Consider the following 14,905-nt stretch of genomic DNA (forward strand, 5'->3'; position numbering starts at 1 on the left):
CGTGTGTACGGTAAAGTACACTCTGTCATGACTCCCTCGCCTTTCGACGACCGTGACGGGGCTACAAATGTAGAATCTGGGATAATTTATTTAGCCCTGTACCGTGTGGTATTAAAAGTATTAAAACCAGTAGTACAGGGACATGCTCCTCTAACGAGCGACACATCGGCAGATTGATGCCGAGACGGTTATTTTACGTGTGCTACCGTAAAACCACGGGGAATTTGATATGTTGTTTTTAGTATTCGCCACTCGAAGGCGTTCTCTTTTATCGGTTTAACCGCTTAAACTGTTCAACAGTGTCACAATTAAAGAATTTTAGTAAATCCGCTTCTTTTACCCTGTAAGAATAAATAGACCTAAGCCTATCATTTGACTCCTTGTAGCTAGGCAATTTATCCAAAACACATAATCTATGAATTTGTTGAACTGAGCAACCTAAAGACCGCGCAATTTGTTCTAATGTCCATACCTTCATTTTCTCCACTCCAAACGAATGCGATTGCATAGAATAGTAAATTAGTTCTTTCTCAGCAATCCAAATGACTGAACCGCCCAATTTGCAGAGTGTCAACGCCGACTTTATTTTGACCCACCATCGCCGGTTTAGAATTGACCCACCCGGCGATTTTTTGTTGGTTAGGTGGTAGAGGGGGAGCCGTAGGCTCCAGTCCTCATCTTCTCACGAAGTCGGTAACTATTCCCCCTAATATTGACGATGTGGGAATGGTGTAAGAGCCGATCCAGGATAGCCGTAGCAAGTATCGGATCGCCCATCAGTTCCCCCCATTCACCGAAACTCTTGTTGCTGGTCAACAGAATACTCCCTCTCTCGTATCTTGCACTTACTACCTGGAAAAAGAGGTTAGCTGCCAAACTGTCAAACGGTAAGTAACCAATTTCGTCAATAATCAGGAGCTTTGGTCGAATATAGATGCGTAGGCGTTTATCCAGCCTGTTTTCCGTGTAAGCTTTTCGCAGATCTTCGATGAGTTGCGAGAGACTGACAAAGTAAACGGATATCCCTTGCGAGATGGCTTCTACAGCCAACGCCACCGCCAGATGACTTTTTCCTACTCCGGGAGGCCCTAAGAACAAGACATTCTCGTGTCGGGTTACAAAAGTCATCGTGGCCAGCTCTCGAATCAACCGTTCGTCAATGCTGGGTTGGAAAGCAAAATCGAACTCCTCCAGCGTTTTTCGGTAAGGCAAGTGTGCGAGTTTGGTGCGTACCTCCATATTCCGTTTTTGACGTTCCGCTATCTCTGCATCTAGAAGCATGTTGAGAAAGGACAGATAGGTGGGCTGTCCATGACTTGCCGCTTCCAAATGGGCATCCAAGAGTAGAGCCGCTTGCTGAAGCCCAAGTTCCTCAAGACGTAGCCGTGCCTGTTCCAGTTCAATCATGCTCCCACCCCCGTCAGCTGCTCATAGACATCCAGCGAACGCACTTCCACTTGCTGCGATGAAATCTGTCGGGCTTGCGGACGTGGATAGGCATATCCTTGAGCAGTCGTAAGACCTGCATACTGGTTTTCACAAAAAACAGTTGCACGGGATCGATAGACCTTTTGGTGTCGAGCAATACATGTGCCGTCGGCCCAGATTTCCACCCACCCATTCACTTCTCGCACGGTACCCTCACGTCCACTGTACCTCCATGGAACCCCATATCGTACACCATCGTAGCTAACAAATCCGTCTCGGCTGACCTGTCTCGGTTCATGCAAGTATTTTTCCCATCGTTCAGCTGAAGGGATAGGCGACAGATTTTCCTCACGGAGTCGGTCGATGGGACGTTCGCCGGTTGTTCCATGAATACGGCGGTTAATCCGCTCGCACCAGTGTAGGGCTTGTTGATTGAGATCCTGTAAATCAACGAAGCGTTTGCCAGGAAGAAAGTTGTTTTTTACGTATTGAACGCCTCGTTCCACTTTTCCCTTTGTTTCGGGGCGTCGAACTTTGCATACTTTTGGAACAAGCCCAATCGCTGCAGCAAAGTCGGCAAAAAGCGGATGCCAGCGAGGTTTTCGATCATCTCCCATGCCCAGTACGACGGTTTTCATCTGGTCGGTCAGCATTACCTTTGGGATGCCCCCAAAATATTCAAAAGCATGAATCAAGCAACGAAGAAAGCTGTGAATGTCACAACGCTTAGTGAACTCTATATAGGTGGAACGAGAGTACCCCAATACCATGACAAATACCGGCACTTTTCGGACTGTACCGTCCAAATCTACGTAATCACACAGTCCCCAGTCGACCTGTGCATATTCACCAGGTTTCGTCTCGTAACGAAGAACAGCGGGAACTTGTTTGGGAGGACGGAAGTCCTTCACATAGTCTTTCAAGATGGTACGTCCCCCGGTATACCCCTTTTCTCGTAGAAGATCGAATAAAACCTCGCAGTTATAGATACCTTCTTGAAGACGTTCCTGCAGGAACGGTTTATACGGATCAAGCTTGGAACCACGAGATTTACGGGTTCCCTTTTCGGGGGAGAATTCACCCCGGAGATATCGGCGAACTGTATTTCGAGAATGCCCCGTTAGACGGGCAATTTCACGAATACTCTTGCCTTCTGCCCTCATGGTATGTAACGATATCACTATCCCACTCCTTAGCATGTGTCTCCCTCCGAAGATTAACTTGGCCGTTAATTACGAAGGGGATATATTCGCTATGGGTGGGTCATTTTCTTTCCGGCGAACCTGGGTCAATTATATCCCGGCGGTGACACAGAGGGAGAGTTTACCGTCCCGAATCCATCGTTGTTAGCCCTCCCCCCTGCTTATGTTGTAGAGGATTATTGCGGCGGGCGTACTTCTCTATGCTGTGGAGGGCTATCCTTGTTTTTCCGTTTAAAGTCTTTGACTGTTCTAAATAACCGTATTGACTGAGACGCAATACTTCGGTTTCTGGTATCACCAATAATTCTGATGCTTCTGTAAGGGAAACCGAATTACTATTAATTATCATTCTTCTTACCTCCCTGTTCTGTCCTCAAGAATGAATCTTCTTAACTCAGCTTGAGGGATACGTATAGAACCGCCAATTTTTACGGCTTTAATAGTACCGTTTTCAACCAAACGGTAAATTGTGCTTTTGGAAAGATTCAATACTTCCATTGCTTCCTTTACCGTAAACATCCTTTCCAATTCTCTCACCATCCTTGTTTCGTTTGTTTTCAATATAAGTTGTTCATGGGGAGTTTTAACACACATGCGTAAAGGAAGAAAAATTTAGGATCAACTAGGAAGCGAATATACATCTGTTTTTTTATTAGACTCGGACAAAATGAAACTAAGATATTTTAATGAAAAAACGGAATCATCTAAGTAAATTAAAAATAGGAGAGGATAGAGGGTAATATAAAATAGGGGAAAAAATTCAAGCATCTATGAATTAGAACTGCAAGAAGGTATATTAACGGGGAGAGCGACTAATAATAGACGGTATCACGCTCTTTTAATACGTCCCGCCTACCAATGGTGGGGCTTTTTTGTACGTACACGTTTTTTCACAATACTCCTCATGCTGTTAACAAGTGTAACAACCGCGATATTATTAAAAAGTCAATCACTAGGCACTGGGGCGGGGATATTTCTTTATATATTGCGGAATAAAGCTACATAAATAGCTTGGAATAACGAAGAGCAATATGATATTATGAGCTTGAAATTCAAGAAGGAGTAATTTTGAGATGAAGCCGGTATTAACGATTTCAGATTTAATAGCTAAGGCAGAAGAGTTCTGTAAACTTGAGTCACAAAAGCAGAATCCTTCATTATATGGAATTACTGACGGAAAAGCAGTTGGTACATATGTTGAACACTCATTTCAACAGTTTTTACAAGAATCTTTTACCATCGAAATTGGGAGTTCTGCGAGGGGAATAGACCTACCTTCGGAGTCAATAAATACTGATATTAAGGTTACTTCAATTAAACAACCTCAATCATCTTGTCCATTTAAGTCTCCAAGAGAAAAAATCTACGGACTTGGATATAACTTATTACTTTTTGTTTATGATAAAAAGGACGACCCTTCAACCCAAACAACTACATTAGATTTTGTAAGCTGTGCTTTCATCGATAAATCTAGAACGGGTGATTATCAAACAACTAGAGGTATACGTCAAATTCTCGAAAACGATGGTAATATTGATGATTTAATAGCCTATTTTTATGATAGAGCATTGCCAGGTGATGAAATTATTTATCAAGGGCTTGCAGAAGAAATTCTAAGTAATCCACCCGAGCAGGGTTACTTAACTATATCGAATGCCCTACAATGGCGATTGCAGTATAAACGTATAGTTGATTTACCAAAGAATAAAGTAGATGGAATAGTGAAGATTATATGATTCAGAACAATAATATCTTAATGGGGTATCCTACTAACATGACTATTACAGACATTATGACTCTTAACGATATAATCTATAAAGAAACGGGTATCGTTGATTACTACACCTCAGTAGATGATATTAGTCATTATGATAATTTTGCGAACAAAGAATTGTTACAGGGTGAGAGGGAGTTTGGTGATTATCAAACCCCTCTACATTTGTCTAATCAAGTCTGTGAATACTTGGTTAAAAATTACGATTGTACCCCTACTATTGTCATAGAACCTACTTTTGGAAAAGGTAACTTTATATATTCTGCCTTGGATTATTTTTCTAGCGTAAAAATGATTTATGGAGTTGAAATTAATAAGGGGTACGTTTGGTATTGTAAGAAAACCTTATTGGAGAAACAAAAATCTTCAAATCGAAAACCGGATATTTATTTGCATCACGATGACATTTTTAGTCATGTTTTTGATAAGAGTATTTTTAACTCTAATGAAGAGGTGTTAATAATTGGTAACCCACCATGGGTAACTAACTCTGAACTAGGTGGTCTCGATGCAAAAAACTTACCCCATAAAAGCAATTTTAAAGAATATAAAGGGTTAGATGCATTAACAGGAAAAAGTAACTTTGATATTTGCGAGTATATTATCCTTAGGATGCTAGAGTCTTTTTCCAATGTTAATGGCACACTTGCAATGCTTTGTAAGAACTCAGTTGCAAAAAAAATTGTTCATGACCTCCCAAAAAAAAGGTTTAACATCACTGAAATCAAGCTGCTAAATATAGATGCAAAAAAGGAGTTTAACGCAGCTACTGAAGCCTCATTATTTGTTGTAAGACTTGGAAAACCATTAAAAGATTCTGTTTGTAAAACTTATAAACTAGACGAGCCACAAAAACATATTTCTACTTTTGGATGGTATAATGATAAATTTGTATCAAACATCGATAAGTATCAACGTACCCATCTGATCGATAATCAATGTCAATTTGAATGGCGATCTGGAATAAAACACGATTGTTCCAGTGTCATGGAATTAGAAACAAAGGGCGGTCAATTAACTAACAAGTTAAAAGAAATTGTGGATATTGAAACGGATTTAGTATACGACTTACTTAAAAGTTCTGACCTAAAAGGAGGAATTTTATCTGATTCTGTCAGAAAAAAGATCATTGTAACTCAAAAATATATTGGAGAATGTACCGATTATATTGAGAAAGAATATCCCAAACTCTGGTCTTATTTGCTATCCCATAAAAACAAACTTGACGCGAGAAAGTCTAGTATCTATAAAGGAAAGCCTAGCTTTTCAATATTTGGGGTAGGTGACTATTCTTTCTCACCCTATAAAGTCGCTATTTCTGGGATGTATAAAAATCCAGAATTCACTTTAATATATCCAATCAATAATAGACCTGTTATGTTAGATGACACATGTTATTTCCTTGCTTTTAATGATTACAAAACAGCAGTCTTTACCTACGCGATATTGAATAGTCAGGTTGTAAGGGATTTTCTTTCTGGAGTAGTTTTCCTCGATGAAAAACGTCCCTATACTAAGGATTTATTGATGCGAATTGACTTGTATAGAGCTACAGAACAATTAACTCTTGATGATATCTTAATTACACTTCAACCTTTTTCTGACAAAATAAACTTAAATGAACTTACTTCTGAGGCATACCAAGATTACATTGATTTATTAAAAAGCAAAGCCCTCCTTTTTTAGGAGAGGCTTTTTTTGTTAGAGCAAATGCCATTCCTTCGGTTTGTTTGTACTGTCACCTCAACACATGTGGAGAGTGTGGCGCTGCTGACCCTGAAATAGAGCAGAAAACCCTTGTGTATCAAGGGTTTTTATTTTTTATCTCTAAAATGGTTGTGTGTGTTGCAGACAAAACCAGCGGGCTTTAAAATTATAGGGACTTCATTATCTGAATAGTCAATCTTCTGTCTTGTAGCATTACTGGGGAGATCATCACATTACTACTGGATGCACGGTGCTTTTTCACCGAGGTCGCGTCTTCCGTGGACATTGCAGTATGAACGGCAAGACCGTTGCCCACGCCAGCCTGACCATCGCCAAGGCGAAGCTGGACAAAAAATGTTGATGTCCCCTTGCAGGGGACGCCGGGAGGTACATCCTTATGAGCAATGTTCTCTATGAAAAAAGCAATGGCATCGCCTATGTCACCCTCAACCGCCCCGAGGCGATGAATGCCATTGACGAGGCCACCAACGCAGAACTGGCGGAAGTGTGGCGGGATTTCGCCGCCGACGATGCCGTGGATGTGGCCATTCTCACCGGCAGTGGGCGGGCTTTTTGCGCCGGCGCCGATCTGAAGACCTTTATCCCCAAGTGGGAGGGGGCCAACATGTTGGATATCCGCAAGAATATCCCCCATGGCCTCGGCGGTGGGCTGACTCGTGGGCAGCACCGTATCTACAAGCCTATCATTGCTGCGATCAACGGCTATGCCGTCGGCGCCGGGCTGGAAATCGCCCTGGCCTGTGATATCCGCATCGCTTCCGAACAGGCCAAATTTGGCGTCTTCGAGGTGCGCTATGGCCTGCACCAAGGTGATGGCGGCCTTGTCCGCCTGGTGGCGGTAGCCGGAATCGGCGTGGCGCTTGATCTCACCCTGACAGGACGGGAGGTCTCGGCCCAGGAGGCGCTCGCGCTAAGACTGGTCACCCGCGTCGTGCCGCCTGAAGAACTGATGAAGACCGCCGAGGAGACGGCGCACATGATACGGCGCAACAGCCGCAATGCCGTTCGTTCCGCCAAGGAGACCATCCTTGAACTGATCGGACGCCCATTGGACGACGCACTGAGACTGGAGACGCTATACGGCTATTCGAGTCTAGGGGACTTTGCCGATGCCCGTGCAAGGCTCTCACAGTTTGGAAAGAAATAGGCACTGTACCAGCAGAATGGGATGATGCCATCTATGCAGTAAAGCTGCATCTGGGTTCGTAATGAGATTTGGACTGACGATCCTATATGTAACGTTATACTTGAACGAAACAGTTTCTTGCCAACCATCATAACCCTGAATGAAACGATAGAAAGGGAAGTATATTAATGATTCAAACAGAGAGACTGAACATTTATCCGCTTTCTGATGAAGAAATGCGTGACGTGATTCAAAACGAATCAAACGAAGCGCTGAAAGCCGCCTATTCAGAAATGCTTGCCGGTTGCCTGGAGAATCCGGAGCAGCGCATTTGGCATGCGCTGTGGGTGTTGCAGCTGAACGATGGAAGCGGGAAAATTATTGGCAGTTTGTCGTTCAAAGGACTGAACGACAATGGAATGGTTGAAATCGGCTACGGAATAAATCCGGAATACGAAGGAAAAGGGTTGATGACGGAAGCAGTATCCGCAGCGGTTCGCTGGGCATCGAAACAGCCAGGCGTGTTATCCATAGAAGCCGAGACAGAGCCGGACAATATTGCCTCCCAAAGAGTGCTTGAAAAAGCGGGGTTTATACCGAGCGGAGTGATTGGAGCTGAGGGGCCGAGGTACATCTGGAAAAACGGATAACGGCAATCCGCCCATCCCGCTGCAAAAGTCCGCGCCGGTCTGCACAACGCAATTACCACTTATGCGGGAAAGAGGCTTACAATCGCGTGTTCCTGCAGCGTTATGCGAAAAAATCAACGAAAAGGGGATATTATCAGAAAAACCTTTGCTGATGTATAATCATTGATGCAAGTTCGTTATCTCAATCTGTTCAGAATAGCAGTGGTGAGAGATATGAGCGATGAGATTTCCATCTTGCCGATTCAATCGTTCTACTCCCTCAATGATTGCGTCGTAGCGGCAGAGCTCCTCAACAAAGTGCCGTTGGTCATGCGGTTTGAACCGGTGCTGAGTGACGACGAATGCCAGCAGTTGATTGAGGCAGCCGCCTCCCGTCTAAAAGAATCCAGACTTGTCAACAAGGTGGTCAGCCAGATTCGCTCGAGCCGCGGGATGTTTTTTGAAGAAGAGGAAAACCCGTTGATTCGGCGCATTGAAAGGCGAATTTCCGAATTGATGAACGTGCCGATCGAACACGCAGAAGGATTACAAGTGCTTCACTACGCTCCCGGTCAAGAATACAAGGCTCATCATGACTTTTTCCGTCCAAATACTCCTTCGGCCAAGAATAATCGGATCAGCACGCTGGTCATCTATTTGAACGATGTGGAAGAAGGGGGAGAGACAGTCTTTCCGTTACTGCGGTTATCGGTGAAACCAAAACGCGGCTCTGCGGTGTACTTTGAATATTTTTACCGCGACCAAGCCTTGAACGACTTGACCTTGCACAGCAGCGTTCCCGTTGTTCGAGGGGAAAAATGGGTCGCAACGCAGTGGATGCGCAGACAGCGGGTCCGCAGCCTTGGACTCATTCCGAATCCAGCATAGCCGGATGCGTTACATAAATCTTCAATATAATATCCGCACTTACGCGACAACTCGAAGCACGTGCAGGGGGATTTCCCCGTGAGTGTCTTCTGGTTGTCTTTTTTGGGTTTGAATAGGTGATCTGCACCCAAGGAAAGGATTCAAAAGCAAATCATGCTGACATTAATCCATAACGAATGCTTCTGGTTGATTACATGTACTGTATTTTTTTAACCGTATTAAAATTGCAATTGTTCTACATTTCGTATACAGTAACAGTATCGAAACGTTTTCGTGGAGGGTTCACATGGCTACGATGAAGGACATTTCCAAGAGAGCGAAAGTGTCACTTTCGACCGTTTCGGCCGTCATTAATCAATCCGCATATGTGAGTCCGGAACTGACGAAGCGAGTGATGCAGGCGATTGAGGAACTGAATTATCGGCCAAATGCAGTAGCGCGGAGCCTGAAAAAGAAGTCCACGAATACCATTGGCTTCATCGTGACAGATATCTTAAATCCCTTTTACCCGCCGATGATCAAAGGCATTGAAGATGTGGCGTTTGACCATAACATCAACGTAATTTTATGCAATATCTCTAATGACCGAAATCGCATTCAGGCATATTTGGAGCTGATGGTCGAAAAACAGGTCGACGGCATTCTTCTGGCGAATATTGCTACAGCAAAGGATTTAAACGAAATTGAAAAAACAGGGTTAAAGTATGTGTTAATCAACCGAAAGCCGCCCGGGTATGATAAAAATTTCGTCGGAATCAACAATCCGCTCAGCTCTGAATTAGCCGTAAATCACCTGGTTTCACTGGGGTACAAACGAATTGCCTATTTTGGCGGCAATTTGGAAATCAACACGGCACGGGAGAGAAAAGACGGATTTATCGCATGTATGGCTCAACACGGATTAGAGGTAGACCCCATGCTTTTGTATGACGGGGAATACTCCATGGAATCGGGGTACCGGAATGTAAAAAAGATGCTCGAACAGGTGAAGGAATTGCCCGAGGCAATCTGTGCGGTGAGCGATATTGTCGCGTTCGGGGTGATCAAGGGGCTGAGAGAAGCGGGTATTCGCGTACCCGAGGATATTGCCGTTATCGGCAATGATAACAGCTCCTTTTCGGAAAATTTCCTGGTCCCCCTGTCCAGCGTCGATCACTCCACGTATGAGATGGGGAAACTATCGATGGAATTGCTGCTGCAGATGATACAGGAAAAGGAACAGATGGTGGCGCGGCAAATTATCCTCACGCCATCCCTGGTCATCCGTGAAAGCTGCGGCGCACAAAAAAGAAAATGAGCTGAATAACCATTTTCCTTTCTTTATGAAAGAAAAATGGTCAGTGTGTAGACAAAGTAGCCGTAGCGGGGAGAACACGTTTCCGTCATCCGCTCCGTGCTTTACCCACCGAACACAAGCTAACGCTCGCGTTCGGCGGGGCCCGTGCTCGCCCAGCAGGGAAGCCAGGCGGCACGCTACGCATCGATTTGCGGGGGATCGCCAAAGCCGCATTGCTACGCCGTCTATTCAAAGGTGGCGCTCCTTTTTCCCGCAAATCGCTGCTCCGCTCGGTAGGGCTCACAAGTCGCTCTGCCTGGAAACGTGATTCTCCTTCGAACAATCTGTGTGTCTTCAGTCTTAACCATTTTCCTTTCTTGGTGAAAGTGAAAATGGTTTTTTTGTGGTTGTAGTAGAAATTATAAAAATTTTCTGCAAAAAATATTGATTTTATACATAGTGGTCATTATAATCAGAATCACAAGCAGCGAAACGTTTCGCTAGAAGTGTAGTGTCTGTCCGTCGATGAGGATTGCTGAAAACAGTGAAAAAGAGAAGTAAACATCCATGTTTTTGCTTTGTTCACAAACATGTGAGCCTGAAAATCACAGAGGTTCCACGTCTTTTTTTACGCTTTCTATCGAAACGTTTCGATGAGGCTTTTTGGCGAGCAAGCATTCAAAAACGATGCGAGGAGGAATTGCGATGGAAAAATTGATTATCACCGTTGCTCCCACAGGTTCTCAGACGACTCGTGAGCATACGCCCTATCTGCCGCTTACTCCGAAAGAAATCGCCGATTCCGTTTATGAGGCTTGGCAAGCGGGCGCATCAATCGCACATATTCATGTGAAAGATGAAAACGGAAACAATACCTTGGATTTGGATACGTACAGGGAAGTCGTCGCTCGCATTCAGGACAAGTGCGATATCATTATCAACTTAACGACGGCTGGCGGTTTGTTTATGAACGATGAAGACAGGCTGAAGGTTTGTGAATTGGAACCGGAGATGGCGACCTTTGATGCCGGTACGATGAATTTTGGCTCGCATGTCTTTTATAACACTCCACAGTTTCTGGAGCGGTTGGCGTTAAAAATGAAAGAACATCAGATCAAGCCGGAAATTGAAATATTTGAAGTCGGCATGCTGGAGAATACGTTGAGGTTGGCGGAAAAAGGTCTGATTGATTTGCCCGCACATTTTCAATTTGTCCTGGGCATACAGGGAGGAATGCGGGCTACCCCGAGAAATCTGATGTTTTTGGTTGAAAGCCTTCCCCCTGGTTCCACGTGGTCAGCAATCGGGGCCAGCAAAGATCAACTGACGATCAATACCATGAGCATTCTGTTGGGGGGACATGTCCGCGTGGGCATGGAGGACAGTGTTTATTTCCGGAAGGGTGAACTGGCAAAGACGAATGCGCAATTTGTGGAACGAATCGTTCAATTATCAAACATGCTGGGGAGAGACGTTGCAACACCCAATGAAGCGAGAGAGATTTTGGGCTTGAAGCAATCGAAACGTGCAGCAAAACACTAACAGCGAGCACGTTATGAGAACGATCTTACACGAAAAAAATGTAAGCGATTTCACATCGGACCAGACTTCACACCAGACCAATGAAGAGAATCAGCGAGTGAGGAGGAGAACAGATGAGAATGGCAATTATGGGTGCGGGTTCGTTGGGGACGATCATCGGAGCGCTGATTACGAAAGGGGGGCGAGAGATAGAGTTAATCGATATTAACAAGGAGCATGTGGACGCACTCAACAATTCAGGAGCAAGAATTACCGGCTTTTTGGATCTGTGTGTACCCGTAAAAGCGATTGTGCCGAGCGAAATGACAGGTACGTATGATTTGGTTTTTCTGCTGACCAAGCAGGTTTATAACAAGACGACGCTGGCACAACTGCTCCCCCATCTGTCTGAGGACAGCATCGTGTGTACGCTGCAAAATGGTGTGCCTGAAGATTATGTCTCGTCCGTGATCGGGCGCGAAAGAACGATCGGAGGCGTGGTCGGGTTCGGGGCGACATGGTTGGGACCTGGGATTTCAGAGCTGGCGACGGAAGTACATACGATGCAAAACTATGCGTTTGACATTGGAGAACTGGACGGATCGATAACGCCTCGCATCCAGGAAGTAAAGAAGGTGCTGGATCTCGTTGGGCATTGTCATATTTCAGCCAACATTCAGGGAATCAAGTGGGCAAAACTCTTGATGAATGCCACATTTAGCGGAATGTCGGCGGCATTGGGCTGCCGTTTCGGTGACATTTTGAGGAATGAGGCAGCGATGTTTCATTTGGCCCATATCGCCGATGAAACGATCAAGGTGGCACATGCGCACGGAATCCGCCTGGAGCCGATGCAGGGAAAAGACATGGAATTCCTTGAGCTGCGGGATCTCGATGACGTCCCTAATAAAATGAGCTTTTACCGGGAAGTATGGGGACCGCACAGCAATACAAAAGCCAGCATGCTGCAAGATTTGGAGAAACAGAGACCGACAGAAATTGATTACATCAACGGCTTCGTCAGCAAAAAAGGAAGGGAGGCAGGGCTTAAAACGCCGTACAACGATTTGGTCGTTCAGTTGGTGAAAGAAGCGGAGAAAAAGGGCAGACCTCCGAAATTCGAAGACAATATTGTCTATTTTGGTTCGCGTCTATAGGAAAGCGGGAAAAGCCCCTGATGTTGAAATCCTCGAAAATGGAAAGGAGTGTACGGGTATGCCGCTTGTCGCATTGTTTTTAGGGATTGTCCTGTTGTTTCTGCTCGTTATCGTATGCAAGTTCAATGCGTTTTTATCGCTCATGTTGTCCGCAATCTTCGTCGGACTTTTCCTGGGAATGGAGCCGTTAGCGATCGTAAAATCCATTGAAGCGGGACTTGGCGGTACGCTGGGGCATCTGGCGATTATTATTGGATTGGGAGCGGTTTTTGGAAAAATCATCTCGGAAGGCGGCGGAGCGAACCGAATTGCTTCTACCTTGATTGAGATTTTCGGGGAAAAACGGGTGGATTGGGCGATTTGTATCGCATCATTTGTGTTGGGGGTAATCTTGTTTTATGAAGTCAGTTACATTTTGCTGATTCCCATCGTGTATACAATCGCCAATGAAGCAAAAGTGAAGTTGATGAAGGTGGGCATGCCCTTTCTGGCTGCAATCTCCATTACCCACGTCTTCTTGCCGCCGCATCCGGGACCAACCGCAATCTCCGCTGCGTTAGGGGCGAATTTGGGTGTTGTGTTGGGATACGGATTTTTGCTGGCCATCCCCGCTACGGTGATTTTTGGTCCGTTGATTGCCAAGCTGTATCGGAATTGGGAGATCAACATCCCCAATCATTTGGTCACCAAGAAAGAATTTAACATGGCTGAGGTCCCATCCTTTGCAACGTCAGTATTCACGACGTTGTTACCCGTTATCTTGATCTTGATCGGGGTGATTGCAGAGTTCGCATTTCCGAAAGAGTCGATCATCAATCAAACCCTGACCTTTATCGGGAATGCGGATATCGCCCTGCTTGTTTCCCTGCTTGTCGCCGTATACGTGTTTGGGCTGCGTAAAAAGAGAAAGACGATGGTTGAAATCATGAAAATTGCCGAGGGTGCACTGATCTCCATGGGAGGGATCATTTTCATCCTCGGTGGCGGCGGCGCCTTCAAGCAAGTAATTCTTGACAGCGGCATGGCACAATACATTGCCGATGTCACAAACGGATGGGATATCTCTCCCTTTATCCTGGCATGGTTGATTGCGCTGATCATTCGGTTGGCTGTAGGATCGGCAACCGTAACGGTGTTAACGACAGCAGGAATTATGCTGCCCATCGTCCAAGAAACAGGTGTGAGCCCTGAATTGATGGTACTTGCCATCGGAAGTGCTTCCATTGCCTGGGCTCCGCCGAGCGATGTCTCGTTCTGGATGACAAAGGAGTATTTTAATTTGACGATTGGACAAACCATCAAATCTGTATGTTTCATGTACACCCTTGTCGCGATTTACGGCATACTCGGCGTTTTGGCATTGGACATGATGTTCGGATAATTTTGACAAATTGATTGCAACTCATAAGGAATGGATTCAAAAATGTGATGAGGAGTGTCGTGCATGAAACTGGCAGGGAAAGTTGTCATCATTACGGGAGGAGCAGGAGGAATAGGCAAAGAAGCGAGTGTAATATTTGCAAACGAAGGGGCACATGTTGTTGTCGTTGACCGTGATCCGCAGCAGGTGGATAAAGTGGCAAACGAGGTGAATGGCCTCGGACTGGCCGTTGACGTATCCAACCGCGAGCAAGTGGATTGGATGGTCAGTGAAGTAATCAACCGCTATGGAAAGATTGATGTCTTGATCAATAATGCCGGAATCACCATGGACGCTACGCTCGTAAAGATGACGCAGGAACAGTGGGACCGCGTGATTTCCATTAACCAGACCGGTGTCTTTCACTGCACGCAAGCGGTGGTACCCCATATGATCAGGGAAGGCGCCGGCAGAATCATCAATACCAGCAGCATTGTGGGGAGGATGGGGAATTTCGGACAAACGAATTATGCCGCATCGAAAGCAGCGGTGATCGCCATGACCCAAACGTGGGCAAAAGAGCTTGGCAGGAAGGGAATTCTCGTGAACGCTGTGGCTCCCGGCTTTATCGTGACCCCGATGACAGACAAAATGCCGGAATCTGTACTTCAAGGCATGAAGGAGAAAATCGCTCTCCGACGGCTGGGACAACCAAGGGATGTCGCGAATGTGTATGTATTCCTGGCCAGTGATGAGGCCAGCTATATCAATGGCGCTGTCATACCTGTCGATGGCGGTCTGTCAATTTAGATGAAA

At 45.3% G+C, this 14,905-nt stretch carries 13 protein-coding genes; 10 read left to right on the forward strand and 3 right to left on the reverse strand.

The genetic code is table 11. The features are described from left to right. Window positions 1-639: 639 nt before the first annotated feature. From istB to IRT44_RS19465, 3 genes are all read right to left on the reverse strand, one after another. Window positions 640-1,407 carry an IS21-like element helper ATPase IstB gene (istB, locus tag IRT44_RS08255; RefSeq protein WP_008409491.1) on the reverse strand — a complete coding sequence of 256 codons (768 nt, stop codon included), beginning with the start codon at window positions 1,405-1,407 and terminating at the stop codon, window positions 640-642. Further along, window positions 1,404-2,627: an IS21 family transposase gene (istA, locus tag IRT44_RS08260; RefSeq protein WP_008409807.1), complete on the reverse strand. Its 1,224-nt coding sequence runs from the start codon at window positions 2,625-2,627 to the stop codon at window positions 1,404-1,406. Before istA ends, istB begins: the two co-directional genes overlap by 4 nt. A 357-nt stretch (window positions 2,628-2,984) precedes the next feature. Further along, entirely contained in the window at window positions 2,985-3,224 is a 240-nt protein-coding gene (locus IRT44_RS19465; protein ID WP_409978429.1) for a helix-turn-helix domain-containing protein, read from the reverse strand. A gap of 479 nt (window positions 3,225-3,703) precedes the next feature. Between IRT44_RS19465 and IRT44_RS08265 the strand changes: the two genes are divergently transcribed. The 10 genes from IRT44_RS08265 to fabG all read left to right on the forward strand — a co-directional run bounded on the left by IRT44_RS08265 (window position 3,704) and on the right by fabG (window position 14,899). Continuing rightward, the gene (locus tag IRT44_RS08265) at window positions 3,704-4,366 is read left to right on the forward strand and encodes a type II restriction-modification system restriction endonuclease (RefSeq protein ID WP_230077733.1); all 663 of its coding nucleotides are present in this window, start codon (window positions 3,704-3,706) and stop codon (window positions 4,364-4,366) included. Between the two features lie 38 nt (window positions 4,367-4,404). Continuing rightward, window positions 4,405-6,090, forward strand: a complete 1,686-nt coding sequence (locus tag IRT44_RS08270) for a hypothetical protein (RefSeq protein WP_230077734.1) — start codon at window positions 4,405-4,407, stop codon at window positions 6,088-6,090. A gap of 418 nt (window positions 6,091-6,508) precedes the next feature. Further along, window positions 6,509-7,279 carry an enoyl-CoA hydratase/isomerase family protein gene (locus tag IRT44_RS08275; RefSeq protein WP_171565232.1) on the forward strand — a complete coding sequence of 257 codons (771 nt, stop codon included), beginning with the start codon at window positions 6,509-6,511 and terminating at the stop codon, window positions 7,277-7,279. A gap of 167 nt (window positions 7,280-7,446) precedes the next feature. Then, complete coding sequence (locus IRT44_RS08280; RefSeq protein WP_171565231.1) at window positions 7,447-7,908, forward strand: GNAT family N-acetyltransferase; 462 nt, start codon at window positions 7,447-7,449, stop codon at window positions 7,906-7,908. A 213-nt stretch (window positions 7,909-8,121) separates the two neighbouring features. Then, window positions 8,122-8,775: a 2OG-Fe(II) oxygenase gene (locus tag IRT44_RS08285; RefSeq protein ID WP_212132255.1), complete on the forward strand. Its 654-nt coding sequence runs from the start codon at window positions 8,122-8,124 to the stop codon at window positions 8,773-8,775. Between the two features lie 286 nt (window positions 8,776-9,061). After that, entirely contained in the window at window positions 9,062-10,072 is a 1,011-nt protein-coding gene (locus tag IRT44_RS08290; RefSeq protein WP_171565230.1) for a LacI family DNA-binding transcriptional regulator, read from the forward strand. A gap of 684 nt (window positions 10,073-10,756) precedes the next feature. Then, window positions 10,757-11,593: a beta-keto acid cleavage family enzyme gene (locus IRT44_RS08295; RefSeq protein WP_230077736.1), complete on the forward strand. Its 837-nt coding sequence runs from the start codon at window positions 10,757-10,759 to the stop codon at window positions 11,591-11,593. A gap of 113 nt (window positions 11,594-11,706) precedes the next feature. Beyond that, window positions 11,707-12,729: a ketopantoate reductase family protein gene (locus tag IRT44_RS08300; protein ID WP_212132174.1), complete on the forward strand. Its 1,023-nt coding sequence runs from the start codon at window positions 11,707-11,709 to the stop codon at window positions 12,727-12,729. 58 nt (window positions 12,730-12,787) lie between these two features. After that, on the forward strand, window positions 12,788-14,110 hold the full coding sequence (locus tag IRT44_RS08305; protein WP_171565227.1) for a gluconate:H+ symporter: 1,323 nt from the start codon (window positions 12,788-12,790) through the stop codon (window positions 14,108-14,110). 63 nt (window positions 14,111-14,173) lie between these two features. Continuing rightward, the gene (gene fabG / locus IRT44_RS08310) at window positions 14,174-14,899 is read left to right on the forward strand and encodes a 3-oxoacyl-ACP reductase FabG (RefSeq protein WP_230077737.1); all 726 of its coding nucleotides are present in this window, start codon (window positions 14,174-14,176) and stop codon (window positions 14,897-14,899) included. The last annotated feature ends 6 nt before the right edge of the window (window positions 14,900-14,905 follow it).

Origin of the sequence: Brevibacillus sedimenti (assembly GCF_020923495.1) — a bacterium.
In the GTDB taxonomy this organism is placed as follows: domain Bacteria; phylum Bacillota; class Bacilli; order Brevibacillales; family Brevibacillaceae; genus Brevibacillus; species Brevibacillus aydinogluensis.

Bases quoted from the DNA above. Each gene is read 5' to 3' on its own strand.
- istB (WP_008409491.1), bottom strand. From the start codon at position 1,407: ATGATTGAACTGGAACAGGCACGGCTACGTCTTGAGGAACTTGGGCTT.
- istA (WP_008409807.1), bottom strand. From the start codon at position 2,627: ATGCTAAGGAGTGGGATAGTGATATCGTTACATACCATGAGGGCAGAA.
- IRT44_RS19465 (WP_409978429.1), bottom strand. From the start codon at position 3,224: ATGTGTGTTAAAACTCCCCATGAACAACTTATATTGAAAACAAACGAA.
- IRT44_RS08265 (WP_230077733.1), top strand. From the start codon at position 3,704: ATGAAGCCGGTATTAACGATTTCAGATTTAATAGCTAAGGCAGAAGAG.
- IRT44_RS08270 (WP_230077734.1), top strand. From the start codon at position 4,405: ATGACTATTACAGACATTATGACTCTTAACGATATAATCTATAAAGAA.
- IRT44_RS08275 (WP_171565232.1), top strand. From the start codon at position 6,509: ATGAGCAATGTTCTCTATGAAAAAAGCAATGGCATCGCCTATGTCACC.
- IRT44_RS08280 (WP_171565231.1), top strand. From the start codon at position 7,447: ATGATTCAAACAGAGAGACTGAACATTTATCCGCTTTCTGATGAAGAA.
- IRT44_RS08285 (WP_212132255.1), top strand. From the start codon at position 8,122: ATGAGCGATGAGATTTCCATCTTGCCGATTCAATCGTTCTACTCCCTC.
- IRT44_RS08290 (WP_171565230.1), top strand. From the start codon at position 9,062: ATGGCTACGATGAAGGACATTTCCAAGAGAGCGAAAGTGTCACTTTCG.
- IRT44_RS08295 (WP_230077736.1), top strand. From the start codon at position 10,757: ATGGAAAAATTGATTATCACCGTTGCTCCCACAGGTTCTCAGACGACT.
- IRT44_RS08300 (WP_212132174.1), top strand. From the start codon at position 11,707: ATGAGAATGGCAATTATGGGTGCGGGTTCGTTGGGGACGATCATCGGA.
- IRT44_RS08305 (WP_171565227.1), top strand. From the start codon at position 12,788: ATGCCGCTTGTCGCATTGTTTTTAGGGATTGTCCTGTTGTTTCTGCTC.
- fabG (WP_230077737.1), top strand. From the start codon at position 14,174: ATGAAACTGGCAGGGAAAGTTGTCATCATTACGGGAGGAGCAGGAGGA.